At 69.8% G+C, this 24,955-nt stretch carries 23 protein-coding genes and 1 pseudogene; 17 read left to right on the forward strand and 7 right to left on the reverse strand.

Annotation, left to right across the window (positions count from 1 at the left end; genetic code table 11):
• Positions 1 to 24 precede the first annotated feature (24 nt).
• Positions 25 to 528 carry a hypothetical protein gene (locus KUM44_RS44930; RefSeq protein ID WP_254388873.1) on the forward strand — a complete coding sequence of 168 codons (504 nt, stop codon included), beginning with the start codon at positions 25 to 27 and terminating at the stop codon, positions 526 to 528.
• Here the strand turns inward: KUM44_RS44930 and KUM44_RS01090 are convergent.
• Positions 447 to 707 (reverse strand): annotated as a pseudogene (locus KUM44_RS01090) (DUF397 domain-containing protein). The gene KUM44_RS44930 and the pseudogene KUM44_RS01090 sit on opposite strands and share 82 nt — an antisense overlap.
• A gap of 599 nt (positions 708 to 1,306) precedes the next feature.
• On the opposite strand from KUM44_RS01090, the gene KUM44_RS01095 reads away from it, so the two are divergent.
• The 3 genes from KUM44_RS01095 (at position 1,307) to KUM44_RS01105 (ending at position 5,238) form a co-directional block, all read left to right on the forward strand.
• The gene (locus KUM44_RS01095) at positions 1,307 to 2,164 is read left to right on the forward strand and encodes a hypothetical protein (protein ID WP_217205580.1); all 858 of its coding nucleotides are present in this window, start codon (positions 1,307 to 1,309) and stop codon (positions 2,162 to 2,164) included.
• 70 nt (positions 2,165 to 2,234) lie between these two features.
• Entirely contained in the window at positions 2,235 to 4,316 is a 2,082-nt protein-coding gene (locus KUM44_RS01100) for a pectinesterase family protein (protein ID WP_217205581.1), read from the forward strand.
• Between the two features lie 151 nt (positions 4,317 to 4,467).
• Positions 4,468 to 5,238: a carbonic anhydrase gene (locus KUM44_RS01105; RefSeq protein ID WP_217205582.1), complete on the forward strand. Its 771-nt coding sequence runs from the start codon at positions 4,468 to 4,470 to the stop codon at positions 5,236 to 5,238.
• 35 nt (positions 5,239 to 5,273) lie between these two features.
• Here KUM44_RS01105 and KUM44_RS01110 read toward each other — a convergent pair whose 3' ends face one another.
• The 4 genes from KUM44_RS01110 to KUM44_RS01125 all read right to left on the reverse strand — a co-directional run bounded on the left by KUM44_RS01110 (position 5,274) and on the right by KUM44_RS01125 (position 9,158).
• Positions 5,274 to 5,672: a hypothetical protein gene (locus KUM44_RS01110; RefSeq protein ID WP_217205584.1), complete on the reverse strand. Its 399-nt coding sequence runs from the start codon at positions 5,670 to 5,672 to the stop codon at positions 5,274 to 5,276.
• On the reverse strand, positions 5,669 to 5,956 hold the full coding sequence (locus KUM44_RS01115; RefSeq protein ID WP_217205585.1) for a hypothetical protein: 288 nt from the start codon (positions 5,954 to 5,956) through the stop codon (positions 5,669 to 5,671). The genes KUM44_RS01110 and KUM44_RS01115 overlap by 4 nt, the downstream gene beginning before the upstream one ends.
• Before the next feature lie 91 nt (positions 5,957 to 6,047).
• Positions 6,048 to 7,253, reverse strand: coding sequence for a DUF2993 domain-containing protein (locus KUM44_RS01120; RefSeq protein WP_217205587.1), 1,206 nt, complete (start codon positions 7,251 to 7,253; stop codon positions 6,048 to 6,050).
• Between the two features lie 93 nt (positions 7,254 to 7,346).
• Positions 7,347 to 9,158 carry a bifunctional UDP-sugar hydrolase/5'-nucleotidase gene (locus tag KUM44_RS01125; protein ID WP_217205588.1) on the reverse strand — a complete coding sequence of 604 codons (1,812 nt, stop codon included), beginning with the start codon at positions 9,156 to 9,158 and terminating at the stop codon, positions 7,347 to 7,349.
• Positions 9,159 to 9,339: 181 nt separating this feature from the next.
• Here KUM44_RS01125 and mshD point away from each other — a divergent pair, with 181 nt between their 5' ends.
• The 12 genes from mshD to pstB all read left to right on the forward strand — a co-directional run bounded on the left by mshD (position 9,340) and on the right by pstB (position 22,173).
• Positions 9,340 to 10,266 (forward strand): mycothiol synthase, encoded by a 927-nt coding sequence (gene mshD / locus KUM44_RS01130; protein WP_217205591.1) that lies wholly within the window; start codon positions 9,340 to 9,342, stop codon positions 10,264 to 10,266.
• A gap of 114 nt (positions 10,267 to 10,380) precedes the next feature.
• Entirely contained in the window at positions 10,381 to 10,767 is a 387-nt protein-coding gene (locus KUM44_RS01135; RefSeq protein WP_217205592.1) for a GntR family transcriptional regulator, read from the forward strand.
• Complete coding sequence (locus tag KUM44_RS01140; protein WP_217205593.1) at positions 10,764 to 11,651, forward strand: ABC transporter ATP-binding protein; 888 nt, start codon at positions 10,764 to 10,766, stop codon at positions 11,649 to 11,651. Before KUM44_RS01135 ends, KUM44_RS01140 begins: the two co-directional genes overlap by 4 nt.
• A complete protein-coding gene (locus KUM44_RS01145) occupies positions 11,648 to 12,649 on the forward strand; it encodes an ABC transporter permease (RefSeq protein WP_217205594.1) in 1,002 nt (333 codons plus the stop codon). Before KUM44_RS01140 ends, KUM44_RS01145 begins: the two co-directional genes overlap by 4 nt.
• A complete protein-coding gene (locus KUM44_RS01150) occupies positions 12,646 to 13,578 on the forward strand; it encodes a hypothetical protein (RefSeq protein WP_217205595.1) in 933 nt (310 codons plus the stop codon). Before KUM44_RS01145 ends, KUM44_RS01150 begins: the two co-directional genes overlap by 4 nt.
• 147 nt (positions 13,579 to 13,725) lie before the next feature.
• Positions 13,726 to 16,098, forward strand: coding sequence for an RNA degradosome polyphosphate kinase (locus KUM44_RS01155; protein WP_217205598.1), 2,373 nt, complete (start codon positions 13,726 to 13,728; stop codon positions 16,096 to 16,098).
• Positions 16,079 to 17,305 carry a CHAD domain-containing protein gene (locus KUM44_RS01160; RefSeq protein WP_217205602.1) on the forward strand — a complete coding sequence of 409 codons (1,227 nt, stop codon included), beginning with the start codon at positions 16,079 to 16,081 and terminating at the stop codon, positions 17,303 to 17,305. Before KUM44_RS01155 ends, KUM44_RS01160 begins: the two co-directional genes overlap by 20 nt.
• A gap of 43 nt (positions 17,306 to 17,348) precedes the next feature.
• The gene (locus KUM44_RS01165; RefSeq protein WP_217205603.1) at positions 17,349 to 17,771 is read left to right on the forward strand and encodes an NUDIX hydrolase; all 423 of its coding nucleotides are present in this window, start codon (positions 17,349 to 17,351) and stop codon (positions 17,769 to 17,771) included.
• A 269-nt stretch (positions 17,772 to 18,040) separates the two neighbouring features.
• Positions 18,041 to 19,165: a phosphate ABC transporter substrate-binding protein PstS gene (gene pstS / locus KUM44_RS01170; protein WP_217205606.1), complete on the forward strand. Its 1,125-nt coding sequence runs from the start codon at positions 18,041 to 18,043 to the stop codon at positions 19,163 to 19,165.
• A gap of 103 nt (positions 19,166 to 19,268) precedes the next feature.
• Positions 19,269 to 20,273, forward strand: coding sequence for a phosphate ABC transporter permease subunit PstC (pstC, locus tag KUM44_RS01175; protein WP_217205608.1), 1,005 nt, complete (start codon positions 19,269 to 19,271; stop codon positions 20,271 to 20,273).
• Positions 20,270 to 21,325 (forward strand): phosphate ABC transporter permease PstA, encoded by a 1,056-nt coding sequence (gene pstA, locus KUM44_RS01180; RefSeq protein WP_217205610.1) that lies wholly within the window; start codon positions 20,270 to 20,272, stop codon positions 21,323 to 21,325. The genes pstC and pstA overlap by 4 nt, the downstream gene beginning before the upstream one ends.
• Before the next feature lie 71 nt (positions 21,326 to 21,396).
• Complete coding sequence (pstB, locus tag KUM44_RS01185) at positions 21,397 to 22,173, forward strand: phosphate ABC transporter ATP-binding protein PstB (RefSeq protein WP_062723848.1); 777 nt, start codon at positions 21,397 to 21,399, stop codon at positions 22,171 to 22,173.
• A gap of 532 nt (positions 22,174 to 22,705) precedes the next feature.
• On the opposite strand, the gene KUM44_RS01190 is transcribed toward pstB, so the two are convergent.
• Both KUM44_RS01190 and KUM44_RS01195 read right to left on the reverse strand, forming a co-directional pair.
• Positions 22,706 to 23,704, reverse strand: a complete 999-nt coding sequence (locus tag KUM44_RS01190) for an inorganic phosphate transporter (RefSeq protein WP_217205612.1) — start codon at positions 23,702 to 23,704, stop codon at positions 22,706 to 22,708.
• A gap of 9 nt (positions 23,705 to 23,713) precedes the next feature.
• On the reverse strand, positions 23,714 to 24,334 hold the full coding sequence (locus tag KUM44_RS01195; RefSeq protein WP_015659485.1) for a DUF47 domain-containing protein: 621 nt from the start codon (positions 24,332 to 24,334) through the stop codon (positions 23,714 to 23,716).
• A 245-nt stretch (positions 24,335 to 24,579) separates the two neighbouring features.
• Between KUM44_RS01195 and KUM44_RS01200 the strand changes: the two genes are divergently transcribed.
• The gene (locus KUM44_RS01200; protein ID WP_217205614.1) at positions 24,580 to 24,942 is read left to right on the forward strand and encodes a metal-sensitive transcriptional regulator; all 363 of its coding nucleotides are present in this window, start codon (positions 24,580 to 24,582) and stop codon (positions 24,940 to 24,942) included.
• The last annotated feature ends 13 nt before the right edge of the window (positions 24,943 to 24,955 follow it).

Below are 24,955 nucleotides of genomic sequence, written 5' to 3' on the forward strand. Positions count from 1 at the left end.
CTACGCTCGTGGCGAGGGGGAGCCATGTTGAAGAACTCGCGATCGAAAATCGCCCTGTGGACCACCTTGGGCGTCATGTTCACGGGCGGTGCTGTTTCGCTTCTCGTCCTGGCGTTGGTGTCGGGGTCGGACGAGGAGCCGCACGCACGGGGGGCCGCGTCGACCAGCTGGTACACCACGCGGCCGCCGGAGACGTCCGACACGCCGATCGGAGGACCGAGCGATCCGGGCCAGGGCGCAACCCAGGGGCCGAGCGACGGCGGGACCGTCACACCGACCAGGGAACCGACCGAGCCGGGTGAGCCGACCGAGCTCCCGACCCCGGTGACCGTCGTGACCCAGACCGTCGTCGCGGTGCCCCCGGGCGCTGGTGGCGACGGCCCCGGCTCGCTGATCACGGCCTTCGGCTCCCTGCTGAGCGGCGCGGCGGCGGTCGGCACCCTGCTTCACGCCGTCCACCTGAGCCGACAGAACCGCAGCGCCGTCGCGACGACGGACGACGACGCGACTCCGGCGCCCAGTTCTTGAGAGGCGAGGAAGGACGCCCAGGGGTCGCGCCGAAGACAAGTGCCCAACCGTCCGGGTTCTTGCTGTCGCGGACGGGGACCATGCCGGGGTGGCCGTCGGCGACCTCAACGCAGTCGTTTGTCTCCGCCTTCGCTGTAGGACGACTTGCGCCACACGGCGGTGGTGCGGTCAGGTGTCACGCGGTCTCCTTCACGCCGTGCACGAACGCGGACCACGAGGACGCCCCGAAGAGCAGCACGTCGCCCGCGGGGACCTTGGGCCTCGAACCCCGGTCACCTCCACTCGCCGAGGGTCGGCCGTTCGGCCGAGGCCGAGGGCGAGGGTGGGGAGCAGGGGGAAGCCCGGCCTTTCGGCCGAGGCGCAACAAATGTACGGGGCACGAGAGTTGGAGGCGCGGCGCCCGCCCAACTCCCTCCCCCCGGACCGGGCCGGGCGCCCGCCCATACGCGTGGAACATGATCGCGAACGCACACGACACCGGCGTCGCACCTTGCCCGCCCCGCACCCCATGGCCAGATGTCCAGGCGGTCACTGACCCGCGTAGCGTCCGTCGAGTTCCTCAACTCACGTATCAGCTATCGGAGTTACTCCTGTTGCGCGGCGGCGGACCAAAGCCGATAAAACCCGACAGACACCCCCACCCAGCTGTCGATGTCCTGTCATCCTCACCTGATCCCGACCCTACCCGCGAGTTCTCTGCAATCTTCCTGGCTGTCAGACAGGTGCCGACCGGACCCGTCGGCGCCCGTGCACAGCACACAGGAGTGAGCCAACCCCCATGCGACTCATTCGCAAATCGACGCTCAAGAAGAGCGCCCTGAGCATCGCTTCCGCCGCCCTCGCCATATCCGGGGTGCTGGCGGGCGCCGGTTCCGCCCAGGCGGCCGGTCCCGGTGGCGCTCAGAACGTCCGGGGCGTCGACCCCGGCGACACCGACCTGATGATCGAGCGGCTCTGCGGCCAGGAGGGCAGCCTGACGGGCGTCTACGGCGCCCTCAACGTCGACACCGGCGAGTTCAAGACCCGGGACGAGTACCTGCGGGACGTCTTCGGGCTGTGGGTGCCCGCCGGTTCGTGGGAGCTGTTCCGCGGCTGGTGCGGTTACGCCGAGGCCTCGACCTGGTCCATCAAGGGCGAGCCGGTCCGCACGTCCCGGTGGATCGGCAACCGGGGCTCGGCGGACGACAAGGAGACGTTCGTCAGCAGCTACGGCACCAAGACGTTCGCCAAGAAGAGTGTTGGGGGCGAGATCAGTTTCTCCCTCGCCAAGAGCATCTTCTCGGGCAGCGTGGGCGGCAGCGCCGGTTACGAGTGGGGCTGGGAGAAGGAGTCCCGGTTCGAGACCCGCAGCGAGAAGACCATCCCGCCGTGCCGGCAGGTGGCCGTGACGTGGACGCCGTACCAGCGCGTGGTGCGCGTGAACCCGGTCTTCTACGTCGAGGACTACCAGTGGAACAAGGGTGACGGCGAGGTCACCGCCCATACCTGGCGTGGCCGGGACGCGAGCTGGAAGACGATCTACTCGTACGGCTACTACATCGACGGCGTCTCCGACAAGCTCCTGCCCAACGGCCAGCCCGACGGCCGCGAGGACAAGATCGAGGAGAAGCTGGACCCCAACACCTGCACCAAGTAGGCAACCCTTCCGTGCGGGGGCGGCGACCGCTCTTCGGAGCAACCATCCCCCGCACGGAACGGATCGCCGCATGCGTGAGCAGCACAGCAAGGCCCGGCCCCGGCACCGCAGAAGCCGCAAGGCCCTGGTGGTCGGGGTCCCCCTCGCCCTGACCGCCGCCGGCACCCTCGCCCACGGCACCGACCTCGGCCTCCTCGGCGCCGACGCCCAGGAGCAGGCGGCCGCCTCGACCGCCGCCGCCCCCGCCTGGGCCACGGCCACCGCCGACAGCTTCGCCTCCGTCGACTCCCTTGGCCAGAAGGGCACTTACGGGGGGCGGGACGGGCAGATCGTCACCGTTAAGACGCAGGCCGACCTGGAGAAGTACGCGACGGCCGCCGAGCCGCACGTCATCGTCGTCGCCGGGACCATCACCATGAACCCGGTCGGGAAAGAGATCAAGGTCCGGTCGGACAAGACCATCGTCGGGGCCGGGACGTCCGGGCACATCGTCGGCGGTGGCTTCTTCCTCGGCCAAGGGGTCCACAACGTCATCATCCGGAACCTCACCATCCGGGACGCGTACCAAGGCATCTGGAACGACAAGGACCACGACTTCGACGCCATCCAGATGGACGGCGCCCACCATGTGTGGATCGACCAGAACGATCTGCGGCACATGGCCGACGGGCTCATCGACGTCCGCAAGGACAGCACGAACGTGACCGTGTCCTGGAACAAGCTCAGCCAGAACAACAAGACCTTCGGCATCGGCTGGACCGAGAACGTCAAGACGGACATCACGATCCACCACAACTGGATCCGCGAGACCGAGCAGCGCAACCCGTCCACCGACAACGCCGCCCACGCGCACCTCTACAACAACTTCCTGGAGGACGTGGCGGGCACGGCCATCAAGTCCTCGTACGGCAACTACTCGCGCGGCAGGACCGCGATGGTCCTGGAGAACTCCTGCTTCCAGGGCATGAACAACCCCGTCACCAAGGACAGCACCGCCACGCTCGTCCAGCGCGGCAACGTGTTCTCGGGGACGAGCGGCCGTAACGAGAGCGGGGGTACGGCCTTCGACCCGAAGGCGTACTACGCGTACACGCTCGACACGGCAGCCGATGTCCCGGCCCTCCTCAAGTCCACTGCGGGACCGCGTAGTTCCATCGGTACGACCGGTAGCGCCGACGCGAGCACCAAAGCGGCCGCCACCACCCTCACCGTCGCCAAGGACGGCAGCGGGCAGTACTCGACCGTGCAGGGGGCCGTGAACGCCGTACCGGCGAACAACGCGTCGCGGGTCGTGATCGCCGTCAAGCCCGGGACGTACCGGGAGACCGTGAAGGTCCCGTCCAACAAGCCGCACGTCACCATCCAGGGCACCGGGGGCAGCCGCAAGGACACGGTCATCGTCTACAACAACGCGGCCGGGACCCCGAAGCCGGGCGGCGGCACCTACGGCACCGGGGGCAGCGCCACCGTCGCCGTCGAGGCCGACGACTTCCAGGCCCGCAACCTGACGATCTCCAACGACTTCGACGAGAAGGCGAACCAGAACCTGAGCGGCCACCAGGCCGTGGCCCTGCGTACCGCCGCCGACAAGGTGTTCCTGGACGGGATCATCACCGAGGGCGACCAGGACACCCTGCTGCTGGACACCGCCGCGAAGGACAGGCTCGGCCGGGTCTACGTCAGGAACTCCCACGTCACCGGCAACGTCGACTTCATCTTCGGCCGGGCGTCGGCCGTGATCGACCGCTCGGTCATCACGCTGAAGAAGCGCTGGGACGGCACGTCGGCCGGCTATGTCACCGCCCCCAGCACGGCCGCGAACCGCAAGGGCATCCTGATCGCCAACTCGGCCGTGAACGGCGACGTCTCCGCGTCCAGCTTCTATCTGGGCCGCCCCTGGCACGCGGGCGGCGACGCGACCCTCGACCCCCAGACGACGGTCCGCAACACGACCCTCAGCGCGGCGGTCAAGTCCACGCCCTGGACGGACATGAGCGGGTTCTCCTGGAAGGACGACCGGTTCGCCGAGTACAAGAACACGGGCCCAGGTTCCGGCCCGGCCGGCTCCGACCGCCCGCATCTGAGCGACGCCCAGGCCGCCGGCCAGGAGGTCGCGGACTGGCTGGGCGACTGGACGCCCGCGGCTTCCTGAGCTCTGCGGGCCGCCGCTCGTCCGCTCAACGTCAAGGCAGGCGCGGGGGATCGTCAAGAGCAGTCAAACGATCAACCATAAGTCCCCCGTGCCCGTCCATGATTCCGCAAGGTGAAATTCTGGTTCGAGTTTCGGGCGTACGTTCCACCCCGTGAACTCTGACAGAGCCGTTGGCGCCCAGCCGACCGTATCCGCCCACAGGCGGTTCGCCCTTGCCTCTCCTGCCCGCCGCGCACTCCTGCGGTTCGGGCTCACCGGGACCGCGGCGCTGGGGGCCACTGCGGCCCTCGGCGCCGCTCCCGCCTCCGCCACGCCCACCGCCCCCGCGCGCCGTCGCCCCAGTACGCCCGAGGAGGCCCTGTGCGAGCTCGCCGCGGGCAACCAGCGCTGGCGTACGTTCCGTGAGCGCCATCCGGACGAGTCGCCGACCGTGCGACAGGAGCTGACCACGGGACAGCATCCCTTCGCGGTCGTCCTCGGCTGCATCGACTCCCGCGTCCCGCCGGAGCTGGTCTTCGACCAGGGCCTCGGTGACCTGATGACCGTGCGCTCCGCCGGCGAGGTCCTGGACGAGGCCGTACTCGGCAGCGTCGCCTACGGCGTGCTCGAACTGGACATCCCCCTGGTCGTGGTCCTCGGACACCAGTCGTGCGGTGCCGTGAAGGCGGCCGTCGAGTCGGACGAGTCCGGCAAGCGGCTGCCGGCCCACATCCAGTACATAGCCGACCAGATAGCCCCGAACATAGACCGCACCCAGGAGGGCGACGCCCGCATCGCCTCCACCATCGACGCCAACGTACGGGCCGTCCACGCCCGCCTCGCCGCGGAGCCCGACCTCGCCGCGAAGGTCACCGCCGGCAAGCTGGCCATCGTGGGCGCCCGTTACGACCTGACCAGCCAGCGGGTCCGGCGGATCGCCTGACGCCCGCGAGCACAGGCCGCCCGGCATGCCCGGCGTCAGCGGAAGCCGAGCATGCCGGGGGAGTCGATGTCGACGGTGACCACGCCCGGCGGATAGTTCTGCTCCCCGTCGGTGAGCAGGATCGACATCCCTGCGAACTCCGCGCGCGGCAAGGCGCAGTACAGGGCGTGGCAGGTGTCGGCGCCGCCGTATCCGTCCCTGATCATCGTGCCGACGCTGACCGCCGCCACCATGTCCAGCGGATCGACCACGACCGAGGAAAAGGCAAGCACTCGTCGTGCGGCCCCGGCGTCCTCGGACTCCGCCTGCATGAGACAAGCGGCGGGAACGCGGAGGAGGTCGCCCGGGGTACGTGCCATGTTCCCGGCGAGAAGATTCAGCGTCTTGTGCCCGTCGGCGAGGGCACGCGTGGCGCCGGTGTCGAGAATGATCACGCAGCCGCTCCACGGGCCTTGCGGACCTTCTCGGCAGCGATCCGGTTGATGTTGCCCAGTACGTCGGGCGCCTTGTCGAACTCCTCATCGCTGATGTCAAGGCCGATCACGTCACGGACGACTTGCCGGTCCGCCGCCACGCGCTCGGCGATCTGCGCCGCTGTGGGTTGCTCCGCGGCCAGCTGCTCGACCAACTGCCCCAAAGTCATGCCCCGCTCCTTCGCCACCTGGGCGAGCTGGTCGCGAGCCTGTCGGGACACCTGGATGGTCGTGTGCTCTGCCATGCCATCACCATAGTCGCGCCACGGCAGAGGGGCCCGGTTTCCCACTCGGTTCGTCCAAAAGGTGTGAGACCCGGCGATCTCTTGCATGGTTCTATTTCCCGCCGATCGCCAGCCCGGTTCCCTCCAACCGCACCCTGATCCCGTCCTCCTCCACCCGCACATCCCGCAACCGCACCTGCCCGCTCGGCGGCTCCGGGAGGCGGAAGCCCAGGGACAGCTGGTCGGCGAGGACCGGGCGGGTGAGACGGGGCAGGGCGTCGAGGAGGGCGGGGTCGAAGCCCAGGAGCCCCAGGAGCTGGGGGTGGTCGAGGGCCAGGTCGATGAGGTTCAGCCGCATGGCCTGCTGGACGAAGCGCGGGGTGCCGGTCAGGTCGGTCAGCTTGGACTCGTTGCGCAGGGCCGCGCGGACGACCGAGTCGGGCACTCCGAGGCGCCGCACGACCGACGGGATCGACAGGAGCGCCTTCGCCTTGCGGGTCTCGTGGGTGAGGCGGGCCGCCGACTTCCGGCTCAGGTGCAGGCCCTCCGAGGTGCGGGCGCCGGGGCGGTACGTGGCCAGGTCGCCGATGTCCAGGCGCATGCCGCCGATGTGGGTGGCGATGCCACGGTCGCCGTTCCGCACGATCCGGGCCTCGGCCCGCAGGCTGAGGTCGTGCCCGGCGACCGGCAGGGTGCCGCGCGCCCGGACCCGGTCGTGGCCCTCGCCGGTGAACGTCACCTGGGACGCGCCGAGTTCACGGTTCAGGTCGGCGAAGGAGAGCAGGACGTCGCCCTCCAGGCGGGGGACGTCGGCGCCGCGTACCGACGTCAGGCCGTCGGTGTCCAGTCGTACGTCTCGCGCGGTCGCCGTCACCTGCGCGAGCGAGACCCGGTCGGCGGCCACGTCGGGGACCGTCACCTTCACCGAGTCCAGCCGCTCGTCGGCGACCTGGGTGAGGAAGGGGAAGCCGTCGATCTGGACTTCGGGGGCGACCGCCAGGTTCAGACGGTCCTTGAGGGTGTCCGCCGCTCTGCGCTCGGCATAGAGGAGGGCCCAGCGGTCGGCGAGGGTGAGGAAGGCGGCCAGGACGACGAGGCCGACCACGGCCTTCATCGCGAACGACAGGCCCGCGAGCCGGCTCCGCCGCTTGCGGCGGCTGCCCCGGCGGTGGTTGGGCGGAGCCCAGGGATCGTCCTGGGCCTCCGCCTCGTCCCGCTCCTCGAGGAGGAACTCCGTCAGTGGACCATCGTCCAGACTGGCGAGTTCGTCATATGGGTTTGGATAGGAATGCGCCGGTATGGGGTGGGGGGAACGCATCGGCCCATCCGACCATGCGCACACCCCCCACCCGCAACCTCTACCGGAGGTTTGCGATCTAGTTCACGCCGGTTCACTTACTACCGTGTTGAACTACCGCACGACCGTGATCCGGTTCGCCGCCGGCGGCGTGATCGGGCTGGCGGCCGAGGAGTTGGCCGTCAGGTACTTCTCCAGCGCGGTCAGGTCGTCCGAGCCGACCAGGTCGTTCGTGCCCTGGCCCAGCGTCGGGAAGCCGTCGCCGCCGCCCGCGAGGAAGCTGTTGGTGGCGACGCGGTAGGTGGCCGTCGGGTTGATCGCCTCGCCGTTCAGCCTGATCGAGTCCGTCACCACCCGCTCGGCGCCCGACTTCGTCAGGTCCAGCGTGTACGTCAGCCCCGCGGAGGGCTGGAGAACCTTCGGCGACGCCGCGTTGGTGCCGCTCACCTGCTCCTTGAGCACCTGGATCAGCTGCTCACCGGTGAAGTCCTGGAGGTTCACGGTGTTGGAGAACGGCTGCACGGTGAAGCCCTCGGCGTACGTCACCACGCCGTCGCCCTCGCTTCCCTTGGCCGCGTAGGTCAGCGGTGCCCGGACACCGCCCGGGTTCATCAGCGCCAGGTCCGTCTCCGGGTCCAGCTCCTTGCCGTGCGCCAGTTGCGCGTCCGCGATCAGGTCACCGATCGGCGACTCCGTCCCGGTGTTGCCGATGTCGCCGGATATGTAGCCGATCGCGCGGTTGCCGATGGGCGCCGCGAGGGTGTTCCACTTGTCGATCAGCGCGGTCATGTCGGGCGCCTTGGGGACGTCCCGGGTGACCACGTGGTTCGCGGACTTCACGGCCGTACGGGCGATGTCGCCGGTGAAGCGGTCGTACGTCAGCGTCGTGTCGGTGTAGAGACGGCCGAAGGACGCGGCCGACGTCACCATGCGCGGCTTGCCCGCCGGGTCGTCGATCGTGCAGACGTACGCGGCGTGCGTGTGGCCGGTGACCAGCGCGTCGACCTGCGGCGTGATGTTCTTGGCGATGTCGACGATCGGGCCGGAGATGCCGTCACCGGCGCCGGGCGCGTCACAGTCGTAGTTGTACGACGTCGACGCCGGGGCCCCGCCCTCGTGGATCAGCGCGACGATCGACTTCACGCCCTGGCGCTGGAGCACCTTGGCGTACTTGTTGATCGTCTCGACCTCGTCCTTGAACTTCAGGCCCTTGACGCCCTCGGCGGAGACGACACCCGGGGTGTCCTCCAGGGTCACTCCGATGAAGCCGACCTTGACGTCCTTCTTCTTCCACACCCAGTAGGGCTTGAGGATCGGCTTGCCGGTCTTCTCGTCGAGGACGTTCGCGGCGAGGTAGGGGAAGTCGGCGCCCTGGAACTCCTTGTCCGCGTAGCAGCCGGCCGTGGGGTGGCAGCCGCCGTTCTGGAGCCGGGCCAGCTCCCGGGCACCCTCGTCGAACTCGTGGTTGCCGACGCTCGTCACGTCCAGGTCGAGCTTGTTCAGGGCCTCGATGGTGGGCTCGTCGTGGAAGAGGCCCGAGATCAGCGGGGAGGCGCCGACCATGTCACCGCCGGCGGCGGTGATGGAGTACTTGTTCCCCTCCCGGGCCTTGCGCAGATGGGTGGCCAGGTACTCCACCCCACCGGCGTCGATCGTCTTCGTCGTGCCGTCGTGCTGCACCTCGGTGACCCGGCCGGAGGAACCGGACGGCGGCTCCAGGTTGCCGTGCAGGTCGTTGAAGGACAGCAGCTGGACGTCCCGGTAACGGTCGAAGTGGTAACCGTGGCCGCCCTTGCCCGAGCTCTCCGGCGTCGCGGTCGCGGGGAGCGCCGCGGCCAGCGCGCCGACGGTGGCGAGTCCGGCGGCGGTGGCGACGAGCGCGTACGTACGGCGTCTGCGGTGCTGCTGGTGGGATGTGGCTGACATCCGCCCCCCTGTGAGTCGTGGATGACACGTCGGTCCTGAGTGACCTGCGTGTCGTGAGTGACATGGCCCCGTCGGGCGGCAGCCTAGAGTCAACGCGCGTAGCGCGACAGGGGGTTCCTGGTTACACCTTGATTGCTTCTGTGCCGGGACTTTGCCCGAACCGGCCCTTACCCTCATACGCATGACCAGCGACGACACCGGACACCCCCTCCCGACCCGTTCCATCGAGACCCACGCCGAGCTCACCCCGGAGCAGACCGAGGCCGTACTGGAGCTGCTCACGGAGGCCGTCCGGAGCGACGGGCAGCAGGCGGTGTCCGAGCAGGGGCGGCTCCAGCTGCGTGGCGGAGCGCGCGAGGGCGTGTCGCACCTGCTGCTGACCGTCGCCGGCGAACTGGTCGGCTACGCCCAGCTGGAGGACACCGACCCGGTGGAGGCGCCCGCCGCCGAGCTGGTCGTCCACCCCGCGCACCGCGGCCACGGGCACGGCCGCGCGCTGGGCTCGGCCCTCCTCGGCGCGTCCGGCAAGCGGCTGCGGGTGTGGGCCCACGGCGGCCACTCCGCCGCCCGCCACCTCTCCCAGGTCCTCGGCCTGACCCTCTTCCGCGAACTGCGCCAGATGCGCCGCCCGTTGGCGGACCTGTCGCTGCCGGACCCGGTACTCCCCGAGGGCGTGACGGTCCGCTCCTTCGTACCCGGCCAGGACGACGCGGCCTGGCTCGCGGTGAACGCCGCCGCCTTCGCCCACCACCCCGAGCAGGGCTCCCTCACCCAGCGCGACCTCGACGACCGCAAGGCCGAGCCCTGGTTCGACCCGGTCGGCTTCTTCCTGGCGGAACGGGACGGCGAGCTCGTCGGCTTCCACTGGACGAAGGTCCACGCGGAGGAGGGGCTCGGCGAGGTGTACGTCCTCGGCGTGCGCCCGGGGTCGCAGGGCGGCGGTCTGGGCAAGGCCCTGACGACCATCGGGCTGCGGCATCTGGCCGCACAGGGGCTGCCCACGGCGATGCTCTACGTCGACGCCGACAACAAGGCGGCGGTGTCGGTGTACGAGCGGCTCGGGTTCACGACGTACGAGACGGACCTGATGTACCGCACGGAGACCTGAGAACCCGGGCACAGAAACCTGACATAACTCCCGTAAGGGGCGGCGACCTTGACGCCGCCCCTTACTTTGCACCACCCTTTCACTACTCAATTAGTGAAAGGGTGGTGGAACGGCATGGTCGAGTACCGCATCGACCGACGCTCCGGCGTCGCCACCTACGTACAGATCGTCCAGCAGACCAAACAGGCCCTGCGTCTGGGCCTGCTGGAGCCCGGCGACAAGCTGCCCACGGCCCGTGAGGTCGTCGAGGCGACCGCCATCAACCCCAACACCGTCCTCAAGGCCTACCGCGAACTGGAACGCGAGGGCCTGGTCGAGGCACGCCGAGGACTCGGGACGTTCGTGCGACGCGGGCTGAACACCGCACCCGCCGAGTCGCCCCTGCGCACCGAGCTGGAGGCCTGGGCCGTGCGGGCCCGCGAGGCCGGGCTGGACCACGACGACGTGGACGCGCTCTTCACCGCAGTACTGGACACGCACTTCAAGGGGGACGAGTCATGACCGAGACCGCCATCGAGGCGGCCGCGCTCGGCAAGGGGTTCGGGCGACGACGCAAGCAGGCCCTGGACGGCTGCTCCTTCCGGCTCCCGACGGGCACCGTGTGCGCCGTCGTCGGCCCGAACGGCGCCGGCAAGTCCACGCTGCTCTCCCTCGCCGCCGGACTGCTGCACCCCACCGACGGCACGATCACCGTCCTCGGCACCGCCCCGAGCGCGGTCCGCGAACGGCTCGCGTACGTCGCCCAGGACAAGCCCCTGCACCCCCAGCTCACCGTCGCCGACACCCTGCGCTACGGCCGTGAGCTGAACCCCGGCCGCTGGGACGACCGGGTCGCCGAGCGGATCGTCGCCGAGGGCGAACTCGAGGCGGACGCCAGGATCCGCACGCTCTCCGGCGGCCAGCGCACCCGCGTCGCCCTCGCCCTCGCCCTCGGCAAGCGCCCCGAACTGCTGCTCCTGGACGAGCCGATGGCCGACCTCGACCCGCTGGCCCGGCACCAGCTGATGGCCACGCTCATGGCCGACGCGGCCGAACACGGCACCACGGTTGTCATGTCCTCGCATGTCGTGGCCGAACTGGACGGCGCCTGCGACCACCTCCTGCTGCTCGGCGCCGGCCGCGTCCGCCTCGCCGGCCCGCTGGACGACCTGCTCGCCGCGCACCGCCTCGTCACCGGCCGGGCCGACGGGTCGCTGGACCCGCACACCGTCGTCGAGTCCCGCACGACAGGACGTCAGGTCACCGCACTCGTACGGCCCGAGGGCCCCCTCGGCGAGTCCTGGCAGGCGACCGCCCCGACCCTGGAGGAGCTGGTCCTGGCTCATCTGCGCGCCCCCGAGGCGCCGGCCCTCCGCCTCGACGACGCGCGGGAGGCCGCCGTATGACCGCCGTGACGACCCTCGACACGTCCACCGTCGGCACGGCCTCCCGGGGCCCGCGCGGCCTGCTCTGGGCGATGCTGCGGCTGCACCGCTGGGCGCTGTGGTTCTGGCTGCTGCTGGTGGCCGTCGGCGCGGGAGCACTGCTGTGGGCGTACGGTCCGGGCGTGGACGCCGCGTGGTCCGAGTACCGCAGCCTGCACTGCGAAACGAACCATCCGGGCCTGGGCTGCGTCTCCCAGGGCCCCGCCTACACCATGTACGACACGGCCGTCGATATCGGCGCCGGAATCCTCGACCTCGCACCGTTCCTCACCGCCGCCTGGGCCGGCGCCGCGCTCATCGGGCGCGAACTGGAGAACGGCACCGCCCAGTTGGCGTGGACGCAGTCCGTCAGCCCGGCCCGCTGGCTGGCCGCCAAGCTCGCCGTCCCGGCCGCCCTGCTCACCGCCGGCATGCTCGTGCTCACGCTGCTGCACCGCCTGCTGTGGTCGGCGGACGGTCCGCTGCGGGCGGCGATGGGCTCACGGAGCTGGTACCAGGGCACCATCTTCGAGGCCAACGGCACCGTCGGCATCTCCTACGCCCTGCTCGGCCTCGCCGTCGGCGTCCTGGCGGGCCTGCTCCAGCGCCGCGCCCTGCCCGCGCTCGGCCTGGCGGTCGTCGTGCTCGCGCTCCTGACGACCGTGCTCGGCACCGTGCGCCCGTATCTGTGGCCACTGGAGACGCTCACGAACAAGCACGGGTACCCGGCGTACATCGGCATGGTCGTCGACGAGGGCGCCCTCACCTCCACCGGCGCCCGCGTCCCGGACCCCATCTGCGTGGACAACACCAAGTGCCTCGCCGAGCACGACATCGTCGGCTTCTACCGCGACTACCACCCCTCCTCCCACTTCTGGCCCCTCCAGCTGATGGAGACCGGCATCGCCCTCGCCCTCACGGCCCTGACGGTGCTGATCGCCTTCCGGCTGCTGAAGCGCCGTACCGGAGCCGCCGTATGAGCACCGTGCTGTCCGCCGCCGCGGCGGCCCCGGCCACGGGCCGTCCTCCCCGCGGCCCCCGCGGTCTGACCTGGACCGTCCTGCGGGTGCACCGCACCGCCCTGGTCTTCTGGTGCCTGACACTCGCCTTCGCCACGGCCGTCCTGATCTGGATGTACGCCATCGGCGACGAGGCCCGCACGGGCATCACCGCGTGCGCCTCGCCACCCACCGACGCCAGGCCCTCGTGCGCCGAGGTCGGCTCGATCACCGCCGACGAGCGGTACATCGACGGCATCAGGCTGGTCACCGAACTGATCGCTTACCTGATGTTCCCGATCGCCGCCTGGGCGGGCGGCGTGCTCGTCGGGCAGGAGCTGGAGCGCGGAACGGCCCGGCTGGCCTGGACCCAGTCGGTGACCCCGGCCCGCTGGCTGGCCGCCAAGCTCGCCGTCCCCGCCGTACTGATCACCGTGGGCACCTCCGCGCTCGTCTCCCTGATCGTCCTGGCCCGCGGCGACGGGGAGCCGGCCCTGGTCGGGCACTGGTACCAGACCGAGGCGTACATCAGCACCGGACCGACCGCCGTCGGCCACGCCCTCGCGGGCCTGTCCCTCGGGGCGCTGTTCGGCCTGCTGTGCGGCCGGCCGCTGCCCGCCGCCGGCCTGTCCTTCGCCGCCTGTCTCGTTCTCTACAACGTCCTGGACCGCGGCCGCGAGCACCTGTGGCCCACGGCCACCCGCAGGGCGACCGACGCGCAGGGGTTCCAGCTGCCCCACGAGTCCCTCGCGGTGGAGTGGACCTACCAGGGCGACAGGATCGTCCGGGCCACGTATCACCCGCCGTCCCACCTCCGGCCCCTCCAGTACGTCGAGACCGGCATCCTTCTCGCCGTCGCCGCCGCCGCGACCCTCACCGCCTTCGCGGCGCTGCGCCGCCGCACCCCCTGAGACCCGCCCGTACGTCCCTCCACGGGGGGAGGGACGTACGGGCCGGACCGACGAACCGTCACCTGGACGCCCGCGAGCCGCCCCCCGCTATCCCACACGCCATGTCTCCGTAACCATTGGTTCAGACGGGCTTGCGACGCTCAGCCAATGACGCCCGCCGTGCCAGAGCCTTCGCCGCCCCCCGAGGGGACCGCGGGGAACGGGGACGCCCGACGCCTCCCGATCACGCTCCCGCCCGCCGCTTCCGACGCGCCCGTAATGCTCGCGGCGCGGAACAATGGGCACATGAGCCAGTCCTCCAACGCCCAGGCACAGGTCCAGCACGCCCAGCCCTCCGTGGGCTCCATAGCGGCGCACCGTCCGCACACGGTCTCGGCGGTCGTCTCCGATCTGGAACCGGACATCGACGCCGACCTCGACGCGTACGAGGTCACCGAGATCGAAGGTGTCCAGCTGCCCCAGGGCCGGTTCCTGGACCGCGAGCGCAGCTGGCTCGCGTTCAACGAGCGCGTCCTCGAACTCGCCGAGGACCCGAACACCCCGCTCCTGGAGCGGGCGAACTTCCTGGCGATCTTCGCCAGCAACCTGGACGAGTTCTTCATGGTCCGCGTCGCCGGTCTGAAGCGCCGTATCGCCACCGGTGTCGCCACCCGGTCCGCGTCCGGCCTCCAGCCGCGCGAGGTGCTGGAGATGATCTGGGCCCGCTCCCGCGAGCTGATGGCCCGGCACGCCGCCTGCTACCACGAGGACGTCGCCCCCGCGCTCGCGGAGGAGGGCATCCACCTGGTCCGCTGGCAGGAGCTGACGGAGAAGGAGCAGGCCCGCCTCTTCACCCTCTTCCGGCACCAGATCTTCCCGGTCCTGACCCCGCTGGCGGTCGACCCGGCGCACCCCTTCCCGTACATCTCCGGGCTCTCCCTGAACCTGGCCGTACGGGTCCGCAACCCCGTCACCGGCACCCCGCACTTCGCGCGCGTCAAGGTCCCGCCGCTGCTCTCCCGCTTCCTGGAGGCCTCCCCGGGCCGCTTCGTCCCCCTTGAGGACGTCATCGCGGCCCACCTGGAGGAGCTGTTCCCGGGCATGGAGGTCCTGGAGCACCACGCCTTCCGGGTCACCCGCAACGAGGACCTGGAGGTCGAGGAGGACGACGCCGAAAACCTCCTCCAGGCCCTGGAGAAGGAGCTCATGCGGCGCCGCTTCGGGCCGCCGGTGCGCCTGGAGGTCGAGGAGAACATCAACCAGGAGGTCCTGGACCTGCTGGTGCGCGAGCTGAAGGTCAGCGAGGCCGAGGTCTACCCGCTGACCGGCCCCCTGGACCTCACGGGTCTCTTCCGCATCGCCTCCATCGACCGGCCCGAGCTGAAGTACCCGAAGTTCGTCGCGGGCACCCACCGGGACCTCGCCGAAGTGGAATCCGCGTCGCCGCCGGACATCTTCGCCGCGCTGCGCAACCGCGACGTCCTGCTCCACCACCCGTACGACTCCTTCTCCACCTCCGTGCAGGCGTTCCTGGAGCAGGCGGCCGACGACCCGGACGTCCTCGCGATCAAGCAGACCCTGTACCGGACCTCCGGCGACTCCCCCATAGTCAACGCGCTCATCGACGCCGCCGAGGCCGGCAAGCAGGTCCTCGTCCTGGTCGAGATCAAGGCCCGCTTCGACGAGCACGCCAACATCAAGTGGGCGCGCAAGCTGGAGGAGGCCGGCTGCCATGTCGTCTACGGCCTCGTCGGCCTGAAGACCCACTGCAAGCTGTCGCTGGTGGTCCGCCAGGAGGGCGAGACGCTACGGCGCTACAGCCACGTCGGCACCGGCAACTACCACCCGAAGACGGCACGGCTGTACGAGGACCTGGGCCTGCTGACGGCCGACCCGCAGGTCGGCGCCGACCTCTCGGACCTCTTCAACCGGCTGTCCGGCTACTCGCGCCGCGAGACCTACCGCCGCCTCCTGGTGGCCCCCAAGTCCCTGCGCGACGGCCTGGTCTCGCGGATCAACAAGGAGGCCCAGCACCACCGTGCCGGGCGTCCTGCCTACGTCCGCATCAAGGTCAACTCCATGGTCGACGAGGCGATCATCGACGCCTGCTACGGCGCGTCCCAGGCGGGCGTGCCGGTCGACATCTGGGTCCGCGGCATCTGCGCGATCCGCCCGGGCGTGACCGGACTGTCGGAGAACATCCGCGTCCGCTCGGTCCTCGGCCGCTTCCTCGAACACTCCCGGGTCTTCGCCTTCGGCAACGGCGGCGAGCCCGAGGTGTGGTTCGGCAGCGCCGACATGATGCACCGCAACCTCGACCGCCGTATCGAAGCCCTGGTCAGGGTCACCGACCCGGCCCACCGCGCCGCGCTCAACCGGCTCCTGGAGACCGGTATGTCCGACACCACCGCGTCCTGGCACCTCGGCCCGGACGGCGAGTGGACCCGGCACGCGGCGGACACGGAGGGCCAGCCCTTGCGCAACGTCCAGGAGATGCTCATAGACGCCCGGAGGCGCCGGCGTGGCACAGCAACACCTTGATCCGACGGACCCCACGGCCGGGGCGGTGACCGGGGACGCCCTCGCGGGCTACCTGCGCGCCCAGGCCACGGAGTTCCTCCGCGCCCTGCGCCTGCACCGGGAGACCGGGGGCGGCGGTGGGGGTGCCCCCGGCCGAGCGGACTCGAGAACGGTGGACAACGGCACGCAGGAGTCCGTCGACGCGGCCCGGGCCCTGCGCCGCTCGGCCCGCCGCATCAGCGCCAGCCTGCACACGTTCCGGCCCTTGCTGGACACCGACTGGTCGGAAGCCATCCGCCCGGAACTGGCCTGGCTCTCCGGCACCCTGGCCATGGAACACGCCTACGCGGCCCGCCTGGAACGCCTGCTCCTGGCCCTGCACCGGTTGTCGGGGGCGACGGTACTGCCGGCCCAGATGGCGACGCCTGACGCGCTCGGGGCGAGCGGCGACGCCGTGCCGTCGGGGAGCCGTAACGACGCTGCGGCGGGCGGCCGTGCCGACCCGGCCCGGGGCAGTCGCGCCGCTGGGACGGCGCCCGTCCCGCAGAGAGCGGCATCCGGCAGCGCCGGGCTCGCGGCCCACCCGGCGGCCGCCCCCGACCGCGGCAACCTGACCGTGGGCGCGGCCAAAGCAGGCGCCCTGCTGGATCGCCAGCTCACCCTGGCCCGGACCCGAGCTCACTCCAGCGCCCTCCAGGCCCTGGGAAGCAGCCGCTTCCACGCCGTCGCGGACAACATCGCCGTACTGGCCAGCGAGGTCCCCCTCACCCTCGCCGCGGCCACCACCGACCTGCGCCCCCTCGCGGCCGCCGCCGAGGAGCGGCTCACCGACGCGGTGACGGCGCTTCCACTGGTGACCGCCGGCCACCCCTACAACGCGGAGGCCCTGATCCACGGCCTCTCCCCGGACCCGGCCCCGCATCCGCAGGACGCGCCCTGGCACCAGGTCCGCCTGCTGCTGCGCCTGCACCGCTACGCCCGCGAGGTCCTGCACGGCGACAGCGACCCGGTCGACGTACGGCTGCTGGCGGCCGGCCAGTCCCTGAACCGGCACCGCGACGCCTCCGAGGCGGCGGCGGCCGCGGCCCAGGCGGCCCGCACCCCGCGCATCGCCCCGGCGACGGCGTACGCCCTCGGCGTGCTGCACGCCGACCAGCGGCACGAGGTGGAGGCGGCGCGGTTCGCGTTCCAGCAGTCCTGGCAGCGGCAGACGGTGGGGACGCCGTAGGCATCCCGCACCAGGCCATCCCCGGCAGAAGGAGGCATCCCCGGTGGCTTACGCGAACGACCTCACCGTCCAAGCGGCCGGCTGCGTCCTGTGGCGCCGTTCGCCGGTACACGGTCAGCTGGAGATATGCCTCATTCACCGGCCGAAATACGACGACTGGTCCCACCCGAAGGGCAAGCTGAAACGGGACGAGGACCACCTCGCCGGGGCGCTGCGCGAGGTCGAGGAGGAGACGGGGCACTCCGCCCGGCCCGGCGCCGAACTGCCGACCCTGCGGTATCTGGCCAACGGCCGCCCCAAGGAGGTCCGCTACTGGGCGGCCGAGGCGGGCCCCGGCGCCTTCACGCCGGGCACCGAGGTGGACCGCCTGCTGTGGCTCTCCCCCACCGCCGCCCGGAGCCGTCTGACCCAGCCGAGAGACCGCTCACTCGTGGACGCCCTGCTGGTGTCGCTGCGCCTGGCCTAGAGCCTGCCCCAGACCCTGGCCCGGTCCGCACCAATCCGTACAAAGTCTCGGGACGCACCCGTGTCCACAACGTAAGCGTTCCGTGACCTCACCGCACCGTCCCCAGGGGTTCACCCCTCGTTCATTTACGCCCTTCGGCCGCTTCACCTGTTCTGCCTAATTTCGGCCTTGAACGATGACGGACCGCGCCCGACGGGACGCGCCGGCATCGCCCATTCTTCGCACGCCGCCGAATTCAGGACGGCGGCTCCTGGAAGGAACTCCCTCAAGTGAAGCTTCAGCGCAAGAACCGGCGGGCTCTCGCTCTCGGCGCTCTCGCCGTCTCCGGCGCCCTGGCCCTCACGGCGTGCGGCTCCGACGAGACCGGCAACGGCAACGGCGGCGACGCCTCCGCCAGCGCCGCGGCCGGCAACATCAAGTGTGACGACGCCTCGGGCCAGCTGCTCGCCGACGGCTCCTCCGCGCAGAAGAACGCGGTCGACGCGTGGGTCAAGCAGTTCTCCCCGGCCTGCAAGGTGGAGATCAACTACAAGGCCGGCGGTTCCGGTGCCGGTGTCACCGCGTTCACGCAGGGCCAGGTCCCGTGGGCCGGTTCGGACTCGGCGCTGAAGCCCGAAGAGGTCGAGGCCTCCAAGAAGATCTGCTCCGGCGGTCAGGGCATCGACCTGCCCATGGTCGGCGGCCCGATCGCCGTCGGCTACAACGTCCCGGGTGTCGACAAGCTCGTCCTGGACTCCTCGACGATCGCCAAGATCTTCGACAGCAAGATCACCAACTGGAACGACCCGGCGATCGCGAAGCTGAACCCCGACGCGAAGCTGCCCAACCTCAAGATCCAGGCGTTCCACCGCTCGGACGAGTCCGGCACCACGGACAACTTCACCAAGTACCTGATCGCCACCGCCGAGAAGGACTTCCCGTACGAGGGCGGCAAGGCCTGGCAGGCCAAGGGCGGCCAGTCCGCTCCGCAGTCCTCCGGCGTCGCCGCACAGGTCAAGCAGACCGCCGGCGCGATCGGCTACTTCGAGCTGTCGTACGCCAAGGACGGCATCAAGACCGTCGCCATCGACACGGGCGCCGCCGAGCCGGTCGAGGCGACCGTCGACAACGCCACCAAGGCCATCGCGGACGCCAAGGTCGTCGGCACCGGCAACGACATGGCCCTGAAGCTGAACTACGCGACCAAGGCCGACGGTGCCTACCCGATGGTCCTGGTGACGTACGAGATCGTCTGCGACAAGGGCAACAAGGCGGAGACGCTGCCCGCCGTCAAGGCGTTCCTGCGCTACGCGGCCTCCGAGGACGGCCAGAAGATCCTCGCCGAGAACGACTACGCGCCCATGCCCGACGACATCATCGCCAAGGTGCGTACGACCGTCGAGAGCCTGAGCTGACCTGAGTGCGGTCCGGTCTCCCCAGTGGGACCGGACCGCACCGTCCGGTGCACCGCCGCCAGGAGCCGCACAACGCGTGCGGTTCCGCAGACCGGAGAACCCGATGGACACCACACAAATAGCTGACGCACCTCCCCCCACTCCCCAGCCGCCCATGGCCGAGCAGAAGCGCGCCGCCCGTGGCGCCACCCGCCCCGGCGACCGGATCTTCCTCGGTCTGTCCCGAGGGTCGGGCATTCTGCTGCTGGTGATCATGGCCGCGATCGCGGGCTTCCTCACCTACCGCGCCGTCCTCGCCATCAGCAAGGACGAGGGCAACTTCCTGACCACCTTCGAGTGGAACACCGGTGTCAATCCGCCGGTCTTCGGCATCGCGGTCCTGGCCTACGGCACGATCATCTCCTCGATCATCGCCATGGTCATCGCGGTCCCGATCGCGGTCGCCATCGCACTGTTCCTCACGCACTACGCCCCGCGCAGGCTCAGGGGCCCCATCGCGTATGTGATCGACCTGCTCGCCGCCGTGCCGTCCATCGTCTACGGCCTGTGGGGCGCCCTGATCCTCGTGCCGCAGCTGACCGGCCTGTTCGGCTGGCTGAACGACTACCTCGGCTGGACCGGCATCTTCTCCTGGCAGAACGGCGCGCCACGCTCCATGCTCACCGTGGGCATCCTGCTCGCGATCATGATCCTGCCGATCATCACAAACGTGAGCCGTGAGGTCTTCCGCCAGGTCCCGCAGATGCACGAGGAGGCCGCCCTGGCCCTCGGCGCCACCCGCTGGGAAGTGATCCGCATGGCGGTCCTCCCCTTCGGCCGCTCCGGCGTGATCTCCGCTTCGATGCTCGGCCTCGGCCGCGCCCTCGGCGAGACGATGGCCGTCGCCACCGTGCTCTCCCCCGACTTCCTGATCCACACCAGCCTGCTCGACCCGGGCGGCGGCACCTTCGCCCAGAACATCGCCAGCAAGTTCAGCGAGGCCACCGAGTTCGGCCGGGACGCGCTGATCGCCTCCGGTCTGGTCCTGTTCGTCATCACCCTGCTGGTCAACGGCGCGGCCCGCGCGATCATCGCCCGCCGCAAGGAGTACTCGGGGGCCAACGCATGAGCAACGCCACCATCACCGACAACGGCACCAGCAGCCTGCGCGGCGGCCATCTGCCCAAGTGGGCTCCGTGGGCCATCGCCGCCGGATCCGTCGCCCTCGGAGTCGGCATCAGCGCCGCCGCCGGCCTGCACAGCAACATCCAGTGGGCGCTGATCGCCGCGCTCGTCTACATCTTCGGTACGTACGTCATCGCCGCCCGGGTGGAGAACCGCCGCCAGGCCAAGGACCGTGTGGTCACCTCGCTGGTGTGGGTCGCGTTCCTGATCGCCGTGGTGCCGCTGGCCTCGCTGGTGTGGTCGACCGTCCAACGCGGCACGAAGGTCCTCGACGGCTACTTCCTGAGCCACTCGATGGGCGTGGTCGCCGACTCGGAGACGGGCGGCGGCATCTACCACGCCATCCTCGGCACGCTGGAGCAGGTCGGCCTCGCCACCCTGATCGCGGCGCCGATCGGCGTGCTCACCGCGATCTACCTGGTCGAGTACGGGCGCGGCAACCTCGCTCGGGCCGTCACCTTCTTCGTCGACGTCATGACCGGCATCCCGTCGATCGTCGCCGGCCTGTTCATCCTCAGCCTCATGCTGATGTTCGACATGGAGCCCTTCGGCTTCGCCGGCTCGCTCGCCCTCGCGATCCTGATGATGCCGGTCGTCGTCCGTTCCACGGAGGAGATGCTCAAGCTCGTCCCGAACGAGCTGCGCGAGGCCTCTCTGGCGCTCGGCGTGCCCAAGTGGCGCACCATCCTGAAGGTGGTCCTGCCGACCTCGCTCGGCGGCATCACCACCGGCATCATGCTGTCCGTCGCCCGTATCGCCGGTGAGACCGCGCCCGTGCTGCTGCTGGTGTTCGGCAGCAAGTTCATCAACTCCAACCCCTTCGAGGGCGCGCAGGCGTCACTACCGCTGTACATCTACCAGCAGTACGGTTCCGGCGAGGCCCCGGCGTACGACCGCGCCTGGGCGGCTTCTCTCACGCTGATCGCCTTCGTGATGCTCCTGAACCTGGTTGCCCGCGGGATCGCCCGCTGGAAGGCCCCGAAGACAGGTCGCTGAAGCATCGACCTGCGGCTACCGCCGCGCGGGGCCAAACAGCGACCGACTGATTCTGGAAGTGAAGTAGAGACATGGCCAAGCGAATCGACGTAAGCGGGCTCACCGCCTACTACGGCTCCCACAAGGCGATCGAAGACATCTCGATGACGGTCGAGCCGCGCTCGGTGACGGCCTTCATCGGCCCGTCGGGCTGCGGCAAGTCGACGTTCCTGCGCACGCTGAACCGCATGCACGAGGTGACGTCGGGCGGCCGCGTGGAGGGCAAGGTCCTCCTGGACGACGAGGACCTGTACGGCCCCGGCATCGACCCGGTGTCGGTGCGCCGCGAGGTGGGGATGGTCTTCCAGCGTCCGAACCCCTTCCCCACGATGTCGATCTTCGACAACGTGGCGGCGGGCCTGCGCCTGAACGGCAGCTACAAGAAGAGCGAGCTTCAGGACGTCGTCGAGAAGTCCCTGAAGGGCGCGAACCTCTGGAACGAGGTGAAGGACCGCCTGAACAAGCCCGGCTCGGGCCTCTCGGGCGGCCAGCAGCAGCGCCTGTGCATCGCGCGCGCCATCGCGGTGGAACCGAAGGTCCTGCTGATGGACGAGCCCTGCTCGGCCCTGGACCCCATCTCCACCCTCGCCATCGAGGACCTGATCGGCGAGCTGAAGGAACGCTTCACGATCGTCATCGTGACGCACAACATGCAGCAGGCGGCGCGTGTCTCCGACCGCACGGCCTTCTTCAACCTCGCCGCCGTCGGCCAGCCCGGCAAGCTGATCGAGATCGACGACACGGAGCGCATCTTCTCCAACCCGTCGGTCCAGGCCACGGAGGACTACATCTCCGGCCGCTTCGGCTGACAGACCCCTCGCGGTGCTGCATGGCGGTGCCACCGCGAGGCAGATAAAGGGCCCGCCCCCCGGCTCCCGGGGGGCGGGCCCGTCTGCGCTGCCCCGGCGGCGGGTGGACCGGGGCCACTGATGCCAGCCCCACGATCACCAACTGGAACACCTCCATCCCACCCGGCCTCAGAGGACAAGGCCGTCCAGCCCGACGGGGTCCAGGGGGCGCAGCCCGATACGGGCCCAGGAAGCGCAGCCCGATACGGGCCCAGAAGCCCAACCCGATACGGGCCCAGAAGCCCAACCCGACGGAAGTCCAAGAGGCCCAACCCGACGCGGGCCCAGAAGCCCAACCCGACGGAAGTCCAAGAGGCCCAACCCGACGCGGATCCAGGAGACCCAGCCCAATGCGGGCCCAGAAGGCCCAACCCGACGGGGGTCCAGGGGGCGGAGCCCCTTGGCGGGGTCGAAGGGGCGGCGCCCCTGGGGATGGGACGGGTAGGGGCGGCGGGGGCGAGGAAAGAAGGGGCCCCGGCAGCGAACCCGTTGACTACAGGAACGCCAGGTGCACGACCCCGAACGCGGCAGCCGCCACCACCGCAGCCGCAGGCATCGTGATGAACCACCCGAGGACGATGTTCTTGGCCACGCCCCACCGCACGGCGTTCACGCGCTTCGTCGCACCCACGCCCATGATCGCCGAGGTGATGACGTGGGTCGTGGAGATCGGCGCCTTGAAGAGAAACGCCGTGGTGAACATGATCGACGCACCGGTCGTCTCCGCAGCGAACCCCTGCGGCGGATCAAGCTCGATGATCTTCCGCCCCAACGTCCGCATGATCCGCCAACCACCGGCATACGTCCCCAGCGACAGCATCACCGCACAGACGATCTTCACCCACACCGGAATCGGGTCGCCGTAGTCCTCGACATCCGCGATGACCAGCGCCATCACCACGATGCCCATGGTCTTCTGCGCGTCCTGGAGTCCGTGCCCGAGCGCCATCCCGGCCGCCGACACGGTCTGCGCGATACGGAAACCCCGCTTCGCCTTGTGCGGATTGGCCTTCCGGAAGATCCACAGGATCGCGGTCATCACCAGATAGCCGGCCAGCAGACCCACCACCGGCGATACGAACATGGGGATGACGACCTTCTCCAGCACCCCATGCCAGTACACGGTCGTCCCACCGGCGAGCGCGGCCCCGACCATCCCACCGAACAACGCGTGCGACGAGGACGAGGGAAGACCGAAGTACCAGGTGACCAGGTTCCACGTGATCGCACCGACCAGCGCGGCGAAGAGGATCCCCATCCCCTTCGACCCCTCGGGCGTCTGAATCAGCCCTTCGCTGACGGTCTTGGCGACTCCGGATCCGAGAAAGGCACCGGCGAGGTTCATCACGGCGGCCATGGCCAGCGCGGCCCGCGGCGTCAGGGCCCGCGTCGAGACGGACGTGGCGATGGCGTTCGCGGAGTCGTGGAAACCGTTGGTGTACGTGAAGAAGAGCGCGACCCCGATGGTCGCGACCAGCGCGAAGGTGTCCATGTGACGGTCTCAGGACTCCTTGACGGCGATGGTCTCCACCGTGTTCGCCACATGCTCGAATGCGTCCGCCGCTTCCTCCAGCACATCCACGATCTGCTTGAGCTTGAGGACCTCGATCGCGTCGTACTTGCCGTTGAAGAGGTGCGCGAGAAGCTTGCGGTGTATCTGGTCGGCCTGGTTCTCGAGGCGGTTGACCTCGATCCAGTACTCGGTGAGGTTGTCCATCGTGCGCAGATTCGGCATGGCCTCGGCCGTGAGCTCCGCGGCCCGCGCCAGCACCTCGATCTGCTGCTCGACGCCCTTGGGCAGTTCCTCGACGTTGTAGAGGACGACCAGGTCGACGGCCTCCTCCATGAAGTCCATGATGTCGTCGAGGGACGAGGCGAGGGAGTAGATGTCCTCGCGGTCGAACGGCGTGATGAACGAGGAGTTCAACTGGTGGAAGATCGCGTGTGTGGCATCGTCACCTGCGTGTTCCGCGGCCCGCATACGCTCTGCGATCTCGGCCCGGCCGGCGGTGTCCGCCCCGAGCAGTTCCATCAGGAGTTTCGAGCCCGTGACGATGTTGTCCGCGGATGCGGCGAACATGTCGTAGAAGCTCGTCTCCCGGGGGGTCAGACGAAAGCGCACGTGAGGGTCCTCAAGAAGCGTCGGTTCGGTCAGGCTGATGCTAGGCGCATCATCCGGCCACGGCTAATGGGCCGTCCTCCAGTGTCGCCCATCAGGCACAGTGGTCGGCACGGGGGCTGCCCAGTGGTCCAGTCCAGCGGCCGTTCGCGGCATCGGCCACAGGCCCTATACCCAGCAAGGTCCGGTACGATATACCCAGTAGGGGTATATGAAGCCATGTACGCGGTTTACGTCTGGAGGACGCGATGACGACCACCGAGGCCGGCGCGGCCGCACCCTCCGAGGCGGAGGGCACCCCCGCGGTCGTGACCGACCACGACCGCGGCATCCACGGCTACCACAAGCAGAAGGACGAACACCTCAAGCGCCTGCGCCGTATCGAGGGACAGATCCGCGGCCTTCAGCGCATGGTCGACGAGGACGTCTACTGCATCGACATACTCACCCAGGTCTCCGCCTCCACCAAGGCCTTGCAGTCCTTCGCCCTGCAACTGCTGGAGGAGCATCTGCGCCACTGCGTCGCCGACGCGGCCGTCAAGGGCGGCGCGGAGATCGACGCCAAGGTGGAGGAAGCGACAAAGGCGATCGGCCGACTGCTGCGCACCTGACGGCTCCCGCCCG

It is taken from the genome of Streptomyces sp. AC550_RSS872 (assembly GCF_019049285.1).
In the GTDB taxonomy this organism is placed as follows: Bacteria; Actinomycetota; Actinomycetes; order Streptomycetales; family Streptomycetaceae; genus Streptomyces.